Annotated in this window: 10 protein-coding genes; 8 read left to right on the top strand and 2 right to left on the bottom strand. The window is 37.5% G+C overall.

All coding sequences use genetic code 11. From position 1 onward, the window contains the following. The first annotated feature begins 88 nt into the window (after nucleotides 1-88). The 8 genes from DUT69_RS02195 to DUT69_RS02230 all read left to right on the top strand — a co-directional run bounded on the left by DUT69_RS02195 (nucleotide 89) and on the right by DUT69_RS02230 (nucleotide 7,340). Entirely contained in the window at nucleotides 89-640 is a 552-nt protein-coding gene (locus DUT69_RS02195) for an RNA polymerase sigma factor (RefSeq protein WP_113651496.1), read from the top strand. Next, entirely contained in the window at nucleotides 637-1,173 is a 537-nt protein-coding gene (locus tag DUT69_RS02200; RefSeq protein WP_113651497.1) for a hypothetical protein, read from the top strand. The genes DUT69_RS02195 and DUT69_RS02200 overlap by 4 nt, the downstream gene beginning before the upstream one ends. Next, complete coding sequence (locus DUT69_RS02205; protein ID WP_113651498.1) at nucleotides 1,170-2,390, top strand: DUF4097 family beta strand repeat-containing protein; 1,221 nt, start codon at nucleotides 1,170-1,172, stop codon at nucleotides 2,388-2,390. Before DUT69_RS02200 ends, DUT69_RS02205 begins: the two co-directional genes overlap by 4 nt. Before the next feature lie 68 nt (nucleotides 2,391-2,458). Then, complete coding sequence (locus DUT69_RS02210; protein ID WP_113651499.1) at nucleotides 2,459-3,832, top strand: S41 family peptidase; 1,374 nt, start codon at nucleotides 2,459-2,461, stop codon at nucleotides 3,830-3,832. Between the two features lie 16 nt (nucleotides 3,833-3,848). Then, nucleotides 3,849-5,171: a DUF2268 domain-containing putative Zn-dependent protease gene (locus DUT69_RS02215; RefSeq protein ID WP_113651500.1), complete on the top strand. Its 1,323-nt coding sequence runs from the start codon at nucleotides 3,849-3,851 to the stop codon at nucleotides 5,169-5,171. A gap of 89 nt (nucleotides 5,172-5,260) precedes the next feature. Then, nucleotides 5,261-6,049, top strand: a complete 789-nt coding sequence (locus DUT69_RS02220) for a TerC family protein (protein ID WP_113651501.1) — start codon at nucleotides 5,261-5,263, stop codon at nucleotides 6,047-6,049. A 233-nt stretch (nucleotides 6,050-6,282) separates the two neighbouring features. Next, nucleotides 6,283-6,846, top strand: coding sequence for a thiamine pyrophosphokinase (locus tag DUT69_RS02225; protein WP_113651502.1), 564 nt, complete (start codon nucleotides 6,283-6,285; stop codon nucleotides 6,844-6,846). Further along, nucleotides 6,843-7,340 (top strand): GNAT family N-acetyltransferase, encoded by a 498-nt coding sequence (locus tag DUT69_RS02230; protein ID WP_113651503.1) that lies wholly within the window; start codon nucleotides 6,843-6,845, stop codon nucleotides 7,338-7,340. The genes DUT69_RS02225 and DUT69_RS02230 overlap by 4 nt, the downstream gene beginning before the upstream one ends. Nucleotides 7,341-7,416: 76 nt before the next feature. On the opposite strand, the gene DUT69_RS02235 is transcribed toward DUT69_RS02230, so the two are convergent. Together DUT69_RS02235 and DUT69_RS02240 are read right to left on the bottom strand one after the other, a co-directional pair. Beyond that, on the bottom strand, nucleotides 7,417-10,713 hold the full coding sequence (locus DUT69_RS02235) for a S41 family peptidase (RefSeq protein WP_113651504.1): 3,297 nt from the start codon (nucleotides 10,711-10,713) through the stop codon (nucleotides 7,417-7,419). 20 nt (nucleotides 10,714-10,733) lie between these two features. Then, nucleotides 10,734-12,056 carry a M20/M25/M40 family metallo-hydrolase gene (locus DUT69_RS02240; protein ID WP_113652447.1) on the bottom strand — a complete coding sequence of 441 codons (1,323 nt, stop codon included), beginning with the start codon at nucleotides 12,054-12,056 and terminating at the stop codon, nucleotides 10,734-10,736. Nucleotides 12,057-12,063 lie beyond the last annotated feature (7 nt).

Consider the following 12,063-nt stretch of genomic DNA (forward strand, 5'->3'; position numbering starts at 1 on the left):
TTTAGGGGATTTAGGGGTTAAAAAATATTTCTACCTTGATGCAACGTTTTAAAATTTACAATGTCTTTTAATCAGAACGCTTAAGAATTTGGAAACAGTATACATAGATAAGCACGTAGCGCTGGTAGAGGAATGCCGGCAGGGTAGTCGTAAGGCACAGTTTGAAATATACAAACTGTATGCTAACGCGATGTACAATGTGGCGCTACGGATAGTAAATGACGATGCGGAAGCCGAAGATGTTTTGCAGGAAGCGTTTTTGGATGCTTTTAACCGAATTAAGGATTTTAGGCAGGAAACAACCTTTGGACTGTGGCTTAAACAGATTGTAATTAACCGAAGTATAAACTATTTGCGCAAACGCAAAGCCGAGTTTGTGAGTATTGAGGAAGTGGATGTTGCGGATACGCCAAATTACGACGAAAGCGAAACGCATTTAAAAGTTGAAGCGATAAAGGCTGCAATGGCAGAGTTACCCGATGGTTATAGAGTGGTTTTAACACTTTATTTGTTTGAGGGATATGATCATGAGGAGATTGCGCACATATTAAAAATAACAGAAAATACATCTCGCACACAGTATATGCGGGCAAAAAGAAAGTTGAATAGTTTATTAGAAACGAAAGGAGTAGCAAGATGAGCAATAAATTAGAGGGGTTTGTAAAAGACAACAAAAAAGAATTTGAAGTTAAAGGTCCATCGGCAGGTTTGTGGGATAAAATTGTAGCAGAGCTGGATAAGGAAGAGGAAGAAAAAAAGCCAAAAAAGAGCATTAAACTTTACCAATGGGTAAGCATAGCTGCAATGTTGCTGATTAGCGTGGGGGTGTATTTTACGTATACGTATAAACAAGCAAATAATGCCATTGATATCGCACATGTAAGCCCAGAGTTTAGCAAAAAGGAAGTTCGTGTTGCAAGTCAAATTGAGGAGAAGAAAGATAGCTTGGCAGTTTACGCAACGGCAAATCCAGAGTTGTACCAAAGCTTTACGGAAGACTTGAAAAACCTGGATGCCGAGTACGAAAAGCTAAAAGCCGAACTACAGAAAACACCTAACCAATTATTTGTGGTTAAGGCCATGGTTAAAAATAGAGAAATGCAATTGCAGGTTTTACAACAGCAGTTGATGATTATAAATCAAGTCAATCAATATAAAAAGGAGTCAATATGAAGAATTTAATTTTAAGTGTTTCGAGCTTTATGCTAATTGCAACCCAGGTTAATGCGCAAGAGCAACAACCGGCAGTTAACGCTGCAACCAAGGTGTCAACATCTACATCTTACGCTTATACGGTAAACGATGTAAAAAATCGTGTAAATGTTAGCTATAGTAGTAACGGCGACCAAGATGTTAAAGACGACAGCCCAATGCGTTCTAAAACGTTTAGCAAATCTTTTAACTTAGATAAAGGCGACAAGATAAATCTAAACAACCAGTTTGGTTCTATAACCATTAAAACGTGGAGCAAAAACGAAATTAAAGTTGATGCTGATATTAAAGCCTACGCCAAAAGCGAAGACGAAGCACAAAAATTATTAGATGATGTTTCTGTAAATGCTACTAAAAGCGGAGATTTAGTAGCCTACAAAACCAACATGGGCGATAGAAACGGAAACTGGGGTAGCAACGTTAAAAATGGCAAAACCATTTGGCGTAGAGAAGTTAAAACTAACTACACCGTTTACATGCCGGCAAGTTATTCGCTAACAGCTTCACAGCAATATGGAAATATTAATATGGAAGATTTTGATGGCCCAACATCACTAAAAGTTCAGTATGGAAATATAATTGCCGGTAACCTAACTAACTCAAACAACTACATTTCTGTACAGTACGGTAAGGCAAATGTTAAGGATATGGGCGGTGCAACTGTAAAACATCAGTATGGCGGTGGTTTTACTGCAGGAAATGTTTCGGGCAGTTTATCGTTAGACGCTCAATACACTTCGGCTAATGTTGCTTCGGTAAAAGGCGCAACTTCAGTTAAACATCAATACGGATCGGGTACCACAATAGGTAGTGCAGGCGGCGCAATAAACGCAAATGTGCAATATACTACCATAAAAGTTAACAATTTACGTGGCAATATAACCAGCAGAGCCCAGTATGGAAAGGTGCTTATTGACAATATTGAAGCAGGAAAAGATGTAGATGTTGATGCGCAATACTCAACTGTTAACTTAGGTTTTGCTACAAATTACAGCGGAGATTTTGACGTGAAAACTAGCTACGGAAGCTTTAAATATGGGTCGAATGTTACCACTAGTAGAAATACCGATAATGATAAAGGATACAATTCTACAAAATATTACAGTGGCCAAATAGGTAAAGGTGGTAGCGGAAAAGTTAACGTTAATGCGCAATATAATTCAGTAACATTTAAATAAATAAAACCAAACAAACATAAACTAGCCCATCGATAAAAATCGGTGGGCTTTAATCATTTTCCCTTTTTATGAAGAAACTATTTTCGTTTTTACTACTTTTTCCCTTACTAGTCTTTGCGCAATCTAACAAAATAAGTAAAGCTGATAAACTTTTTGGCCTCTCTAAATTCTGGCAAGAAGTTAATTACAACTTTGTTTATTTAGATAAAGTAGATCGGCCGAAGTTTGACAGTACTTACAAAGCATTGTTAACTACCATTGGCGATACCAAAAGCGATTTTGAATATTACCGAGAACTCCAGAAATTTTGTGCCACGCTAAAAGATGGACATACGAATGTTTTTATGCCGTCAACCGGCGATTTTGAAACAATGACAACGATGTTTGGCGATTACAGGTTTTTTGTAGAAAATATTGGCGGAAAGGCAGTAATTGTTCGAGTTAATTTAAGTAAGAAAAATGAAATTCCTGTAGGTAGCGAAATTATAGAAGTTAATGGAAAGCCCACTGCAAAATACATTGCGGAAGATGTTGAACCTTATATTGCTTCTTCAACCGCTCATATTTTAAAAAACGCCGGTATTAATCAGCTATTGCAAGGCAGAAATGGCGATAATTATTTAGTAAAGATTAAAAAGCCAAATGGCAATGTTGTTACACTAAACCTAACGCATAAAAGAACCGAAGAAAAAGAAGTTTTTCCGGCGTTTGATGCTGAGCAAAATTTGTTTGAATTAAAATGGTACCCGAACGATGTAGCCTACATTGCACTAAACTCTTTCGGCGATAAAAAAATTAATGAGCTGTTTTTACAGAAATTGCCAGAGCTTTACAAAGCAAAATCGGTAATTATAGATTTGCGGAATAATGGTGGTGGTAGTACAAACATAGGCAGGGATATTCTAAAATATTTTACGGCAGATTCGGTGCTTTATGGCTCGAAATCTATCACTCGTTTAAACACTTCTGCATTTAAAGCTTGGGGTTATTATGCCAAACCAGAAGATACTGTTGGCAACAGTTGGAGCAAAAAAGCATTGCTGACTTATCAGGATAAATTTATGCACGAATTTGATTATTCGGGCACTAAAATAGAAACGGAAGGGAAGCGAATTGTTGTGCCGACAGCAATTCTAATCGGCAACAATACGGCATCGGCTGCAGAAGATTTTCTAATTTATGCTGATAATCAGAAACACATGAAAAAAATTGGGCAACCTACCTATGGAAGTACCGGGCAACCTTTAAGTTTCGAAATGCCAGGTGGCGGCTCTGCTAGAATTTGTACCAAAAAAGACACTTATCCTAACGGAAAAGAATTTGTTGGCTACGGCATTATGCCGGATATAGAGATTACTCCTTCTCTAAACGATTATTTAAAAAAGAATGATCCGACATTAAACAAAGCATTAAGCTATTTAAAAACTGCAAAAATTAACTAACCGAATATATTTTTAAATGAAAATCCTAACTAGATTAACTACAATCGTTCTCCTCAACTTTGTTTTTATTGCAAGTACCTATGCACAAACCAAAAAGCAAACTATTGTTTATACAGATATAGATAATTTTTGGGTAGCCTTTGATAGTGTGCAAACCACCACGGATAGTTTAAAGCAACTAAATATCTTTCAAAGATTATACGTTGATAAAGGTACGCCAGGATTAAAGGCATTTATGCAGGCTAAAGGTTATACTACAGCAGCTTGGCTAGATTGTATTAGAAATTACCCTAAATATTGGGCGTCTATTAGACCAAAAACCTTGAAGATTAAAGAGGTTAACAAGGAGTTGGATCCATATATAGCGAAGTTTAAAAAAACTTATCCGGCATTTAAACCAGGAAACATATATTTTACCATTGGCGCTATGCGTTCTGGGGGTACCACGCAAGACGATAAAGTTTTAATTGGTGCTGAATTGGCTACTGGCGATCCGGAAGTGGATATTTCTGAATTGCCTGCAAATACGCAAAATTGGTTAAAAACCTATTTCGGAACCTATCCGTTTAAAGATGTGGTTCTGCTAAATATGCACGAGTTTGTACATACCCAACAGAAAGGTAGGGCCAATACACTTTTAACACAAACTATTTTAGAAGGAACAGCAGATTTTGTGGCAGAACTAGTTACTGGAAAAGTTCCGGCAATGGCCTACATGACTTACGGTAAACAGCACGAAACAGAGCTTAAAAATAAGTTTAAAGAAGAAATGTTTCTAGACAGCTATGGAAATTGGCTTTATAATGGTGCTTCAAATGAATTTGGCGTTGCCGATTTAGGTTATTACATGGGCTACGCAATTTGCAAACATTACTATCAGCAAGCCAAAGATAAAAAAGCAGTTGTAAAAGAACTGATAGAGTTAGATTATTCTAGCGATGAAAGCATCGAGAAATTCCTTATAAAAACTGGGTATTTTAAAGAAGGATTTAATAAAGCCGAACTTTTAAAAAGCTACGAAAGTAAAAAGCCAAGGGTTACAAATTTAGGCTCTTTAACCAACGGCGATAAAAGTGTTGATGCATCGCTTGCCGAAATGACGATTTATTTCTCTAAGCCAATGCTAAAAAATAGAATGTCAATTAACTTGGGAGAAGGTGGAGAGGAAAATTTTCCGATTAAAAAATCGTTAGGCTTTGCCGAAGATGGAAAAAGTATAAAATTTCAAATGGAACTTAAACCAAACCACCAGTATAATTTTGTAATCACTGGTCGTGGTTTTAGATCTGTAGACGGTTATCCTTTGGTTGAGCTTCCTGTAAGTTTTAAGACCAAATAGAATATTTATTCTATAGCCAAACAATTATACATCAAGCCTGTTGATAAATTCAACGGGCTTTTTCTATATTCGCTCATTATAATTTAACTATGGAATTTTTAGCCACGCCAGAAGCCTGGATTTCTCTTTTAACCCTAACCATTTTAGAAATTGTTTTAGGGATAGACAACATTGTTTTCATTTCTATTTTGGCCGGAAAATTACCCGCCAATCAACAGAAAAAAGCCAGACAACTTGGTTTAGGATTAGCAATGATTACTCGCGTTCTTTTGCTTTTGTCGTTAAGTTGGGTTATGGGCCTTACATCAACGTTGTTTAATATGGGCGATTGGATTGGTGTAACGAGCGAAGATTGGCTAAGTAAACTTGCTATATCTGGTAGAGATTTGATTTTACTAATTGGGGGTTTGTTTTTGATTTATAAAAGCACACACGAAATACACAACAAATTAGAAGGTGAAGAAGAGACTGAGGGCGGTGGAAAAGCACACTCATTTGCCGGAACCATTATACAAATTCTAATATTAGATATTGTATTCTCCTTAGACTCGGTAATTACTGCGGTAGGAATGGCAGAACATATTGAAATTATGATAGCTGCGGTAGTTATAGCCGTTATTGTAATGATGATTTCTGCTGGCGCAATTAGCAATTTTGTTAACAAACATCCAACGGTTAAAATGCTTGCGCTATCATTTTTACTGTTAATTGGCGTTTCGCTGTTAGCAGAAGGCTTAGATCAGCATATACCAAAAGGTTACGTTTATTTTGCAATGGCATTTTCTGTATTGGTTGAAATGCTTAACCTTAAAATGAAAAGCAACAAAAGAAAACCTATTAAACTCAGAAATACACCCGTAGATAAATCTGAAGGTTAGAAAATACCTTTAAGGCATTAGTTTTTACGTAATGGTCATGCTGATTTCCACAGCGCTTTTCGCGATGGAGAAATCTCTATATTTTTGGTTGGTGCTTCACACGCAGAGATTTCTCGTCGCTTTTGCTCTTTCGAAATGACGCAAATATTTAAAGTTTCGAGCACGTATTTCTAAACGAGGTAATAACGAGCTGAGGATTGTGGTAGAGCTGATTTATTTATAACTTCGCCTTTATGTCGTCACATCACATTGTAAGAGAGAAGCAAGAGCCTGCATTATACATTCATCACCTAGGTAATTTTGATGAAGAATATTTAGGCCAATTACTGGAATGGAGCCCAACTTTGTTGGTTGCTGCAAGTGAATATGAAAAAGTGATTTCTTTGGGTTTAAAGGTAGATGTTGTTTTTGGAACGGATGAGAATTTAGCTAATCAGGAGAATACAAAGTGGGTGTATGCAGACAACAACAGTTTGCAAACCGTAATTAAATACTTGATTGCAGAAAAATACCCAGCGGTAAATATTATTGGTAGGGAAAACAAGTTTGATGACGTTGCTGATTTTTTACTGGAAATAAATATCGTTTTGTTTACCGAAACGGAAAAAAGTTATGCGGTAAAACCTGGCTTTAATGTTTGGAAACCCGCCGGCTCTATTTTTAAGATTGATATTATCTCCTACTTTGAAACAGGGAACTTAAAACCTACTGATAATAACGAATTCGAAGTAATTAAAGATGGCTTTGTTACCTTCGATTTTACTACAGATTACTTGTTTTTAAGCGAATTATTATGATCCTGTTAAGAAAAGCAAAAGAAGAAGATTTACCTATAATTACTGATTTGGCTGAAAGAATTTGGCCAGCTACTTACGGCGACTACCTAAGCGATGAACAGCTTCGCTTTATGCTAGATAAGATGTATAACCACGGCGAGCTTTTAGAACAATTGCGCAAAGGATATACATTTTTAATAGCAGATGAGGATGGAGCCGATGTCGGTTTTGCCTGTTTTTCTTTAGAGATTCCAGAAGAAGTTGTTTATAAGCTACATAAGCTCTACGTTTTGCCAGAAACACATGGCAAAGGTGTAGGCAAAATTCTGATAAATGAAGTAGTTAATTTAGCTACAAGGGAAGGAGGAAAGGCGCTTCAGTTAAATGTAAACAGAAATAATAAAGCAAAAGACTTTTATCTAAAAGCTGGCTTTGTAATAAAAGAAACCGTCGACCTTGATATCGGCAACGGTTTCTATATGAATGATTACGTAATGGAGAAGCAAATCGGTTAACGTTTGCTGTTCTCGTTTACGTTTTACAGTTCCCAGTTAACAATCGCAAATTGCTAACTGACAACGGCTAACTAAATTATTGTCCTCTAATTGGGTCTTTTGGCCGATTTACACTAGGATATTTGTAGGTTTTCATCTCCTCTTGTAGCAGTTTAACTGTGCGCTCTAATTGAGGGTCTCTGCCTTCCAACAAATCTTTAGGTGTTTGCTCTATAAAAATATCTGGGGCAACACCTTCGTTTTCTATAATCCAATTGCCTTTTGTATCGTAGATGCCAAAGTTTGGAGAGGTGATGCTGCCACCATCAATTAAAGATGGATAACCGCTAATACCTACCAATATGCCCATTGTTGTGCGGCCAACCAGCTTCCCAAGTCCTTTTTCTTTGAACATGTATGGCATCATATCGCCACCAGAGCCAGCATTTTCGTTAATTAACATCGCCTTTGGCCCAAAAATACCATTACCTGGGGTGGTAAAACTTTTTCCGTCTCTAATAGCCCAGTAGCTCACTAAATCTCTGCTTAAAAGATCGATGATATAATCGGCTACCGAACCACCACCATTATTTCTTTCGTCCATTAGCAAAGCTTTTTTATCCATTTGCGAGAAGTAATAACGATTAAAATAGGTAAAACCTTCTTGCCCGGTGTTTGGCATGTACACGTACGCAATTTTTCCCTCACTTAATTTATCTACACGTTTGCGGTTATTCTCTACCCAATCCATCTTTCTCAATTCCATTTCAGAAGCGAATGAAATAGGCAGAACTACAACTTCCCTAGCACCATCTAAACTTGGTTTACTATTAACTTTAATAGCAACTTGTTTACCAGCCTTATAATCGAATAAACTGTAAATAGATGTTTTTTCGTCTAATGGTTTTCCATCAATGGACACAATATAATCGCCTTCTTTAATATTTAAACCTGGCTCTGCAAGTGGCGCTTTAAAGCTCGGGTTCCAGTCTAAGCGGTTAAAAATTTTGCTTATTTTATAGAAACCATTTACAATTTCATAATCTGCGCCAAGCATCCCTACGCTAATTGAAGTAGCAGAAGGTTCATCGCCCGGATTGATATAATTGTGCCCAACTACCATTTCACCCATCATTTCATTAAACAGATAAGTCAAATCAGCACGGTGGTTTACATAAGGAAGGAATTTCTCGTACTTAGCTTTAACTGCGGCCCAATTTGCACCATGCATATTTTCTACGTAGAAGTATTCCTTTTCCATTTGCCACACCTCATTAAACATTTGGTTCCATTCTGCAGTTGGGTCAACCAATACTTTAATTCCATCTAACTTAATTTTTCCCGTTTCTGAAGTAGCTGGTTTCTGTCCAGCGGGAACCATAAAATAGCTTCCTCTGGCGCTGTATATCATCGTTTTCCCATCGCCACTTACACTAAAACCATATGCTCCCGGCACTAAACTGGTGCTTTCCATTTTAGCCAAGTTTAAAGCACTCAGTTCGCCGTTTCGGGTATATAATACCTGTCCTTCAACGCTTCCATCTAAATTGTATGAGCCAGCCGGTATTGGCAAAGCGATAATCCTATTATTTAAATCATCAAGATCTATCTCTGTAGGTTTTACAGTCTCTGCAGGTTTTGTTTCTGCTGGTTTATCTGTTTTCTTATCGTCTTTTTTCTTATTGTCGTCTTTTTTAGGCTCTTCTTTTTTTGGAGCTGGCGCATCGGGCTTTACGGTTTCTTCATCGCTTTCTGTTTTGTATAAAGACGGAGTTTTTTTAGATAAGATTAACGCATAAGCCGAGTAATTAACCGGACGTTGGTACGCAGACATGTGTAAGCCACTACCCGCTAACGCAATGTCGGTACTTGCCAAAAAGAACAAGTATTTGCCGTCTCTACTAAAAGAAGGATTAGCCGCACCGCTCATTCCATCGGTAATTTGCGTATGCGATTTTTTATCGATGTTATACAGGTAAATTGCGCTAACCGAGTTTGGTAATGTTGCAACGTAAGATATCCATTTAGAATCTGGCGACCATGTAGGTTGCAGCACATTGTAGGTTCTATTGGTGTGCGAACCTAAATTATCTTGCTTAACCAAAATAGGTTTTTTGTCGTTAATGTCGATATAGTACAGGTTTAAGTGGCTATCGCCATAAAACAGTTTTTTGCTATCTGGCGACCAAACAGGTTGGAAGTAAAAGTGAGAATCGCCTAAGTTAAGATACTCTGTTGTTTTGCTAACCTGATTTTGCAAAACCAATTGGTATTTTCCGTTTTTATCCGATAGGTAAGAAATATATTTACCATCTGGCGACCAGCCCGGATATTTCTCAAAACTGCCCGGTGAGTTTGAGATATTTCTAGCATCACCTTTTTCTTTAGGAACAGAGAAAATTTCGCCACGGCTTTCAAATAAGGCTCTAACGCCTTTTGGAGAAATATCATAGTTTCTTATGCTGTTTGCTAAATCAACATAGTGGTTACGTTTGTACGGCGCATCTGCCTGTACGCTAATTTTTAAAGTAGTTATCTTGTTCGTAGCCACATCTAGCAAGTGTATTTTGCCAGCCTGCTCAAATGCCAAAGTACCGTTGCTACCAGTTAAAGATTTAATATCGTAATCTTTATAGTTAGTTACTTTTTCAATCTTTTTGCTCTTGGTGTCGTAACTAAAAAGGTTTAAAGTTAACTCTCTATCCGATAGGAAATAAACCTTATTGCCAACCCATTGCGGTTTTACGTTGTTAGCGCTGCCTGTGGTAATAATTTCTGTATTCTTGGTTTGTGTATCGAAAATCCAGATTTGAGGCATGCCACCGCCCCTATATCGTTTAAATGCTACGTTAGAGCGGTCGGTTGGATCTGTGTTTTTTATATAAGCCCAATAACGTTGATCTGCCGAAGGAGAACCTTGCGTAGCTTCGGGCATTGGTAATGCTTTTTCATCGGTTCCGTCTAATTTTATACGGTGCATTCTCGGACTCAAAGCATAATTATAGTCGCGTGTTGCCGTAAAATAAAGCTCGTTATCGTTTAACCAGCCTTTAACCAAATCGCCACTTGGATGATAGGTAATTCTTTTAGGTGCGCCACCTTCAACCGGAATAACATAAACATCATTATTGCCATCGTAGTTACCTGTAAAGGCTATCATTTTTCCGTTTGGAGAAAATATAGGAGATTGCTCCACTGCCGGGTTTACCGTTAATCTTCGCGGGTTGCTACCGTCGCGGTTAGCTACCCAAATATCGCCACCATATACAAAGGCGATGTTATTATTACTAACTGTTGGTTGGCGCAGAAGCAATGTTTCTGTTTGCGCCTTTGCAATAGAAATAGAAAATGTTGCCGTTACCAGCAACATTTTTTTAAAAAAATTAAATTTCATTTATGTTTATTTAGGGATTATTATCTGCTTCCTAACTTAGGGATACGCGTAGGTGTATCGATTCCTTTTACAATGCTAACTGCACTTTTAGCTATTGCTTTAATGGTTGCTAAAATGTTTTCCACGTCTAAAGTTTTATATTCGTCTGTAACTTGGTGGTAGTGCGGATCAACATCAATTTGATCGGTACTGATGGTGTGTGCCGGAACGCCCAAAGCTGCTAAAGTGGCGTTATCACTTCTGTAGAACAAGCTTTGCGCTACATAAGGGTCTGGATGGAAGGTAAATTCTGTTCCTGCTAAGTTTTTCTGTAAAATTTTGCCCAGATCTGATTTCTCGTACCCAGTAATAAACGCAGTATTCTTGCCAAATTTACTGTCTTTACCAATCATTTCTATGTTGAACATAGCCGTAACTTCATCAGGATTTAATTGTTGCGAGAAATAACGTGAACCGAACATGCCCATTTCTTCACCTGTAAAGGCTACAAAGATCAAAGTACGCTCATTGTTTTTGGCCTTTTTGTAGTATTTAGCCAAAGCAATCATTGCCGATGTTCCAGAAGCATCGTCATCAGCACCGTTCATAATGCTATCAGCACCAAGTTCTTTCGGTTTTGTAATGCCCATATGATCGTAATGCCCAGAAAATACAACCAATTCTTTCGCTTTCGATTTACCAGGAATGATGCCCGCAACGTTAAATAAAGGCATTTTCGTTACCGTGTTTTTCACTTCTACGGTAAAGTCGTTTATTACGGTGTCTTTATCCAGTACCAAAACAATAGGTGTGCCTTTTGGATTAGCTAAATCGGCTTCGTCTACGATAGATCCGTTTGCCATCTGGTTTTTTATGCGATTAAAAACATCAACAAATTTCACATCAACTAGGACCAATTGTTTTTTACCTGCTCTTGTAATTTCTCTAAACTGAGGAATAAATTCTTTGTTTGGGTCTAATTTGATCCAGCCATCACTTGTAGCCTTTGTAAGCGATAATTGCTCTTTGCTGTTGCCATAAACAAAGGTTTTCTCGGCTTCTACAGCTTGCCCATCAATAGTTACTGCTGTAGACGCAGGTTTTATTTGGTATTTATAAAAAGTTTGGCGGAAACCTGTTTGCCCCTCTAACGGTTTTAAACCAATTTGCTTAAACTCGTTTTCTATAAAAGTGGCTGCTTTATCAATGCCCGGCGTAAAGGTTCTTCTGCCTTGCATTTCGTCGCTAGCCAAAGTTTTTATTAAATGGTCAACATATTTTTTTGTAATAATTTTATTAATGTCTTGCGCTTGAGTTAGGCTTGCTACAAAAAGCAACATTAACGTGTAAATCGTCTTTTTCATCATCGTT

This window comes from Pedobacter namyangjuensis, assembly GCF_003313325.1.
GTDB lineage: Bacteria > Bacteroidota > Bacteroidia > Sphingobacteriales > Sphingobacteriaceae > Pedobacter > Pedobacter namyangjuensis.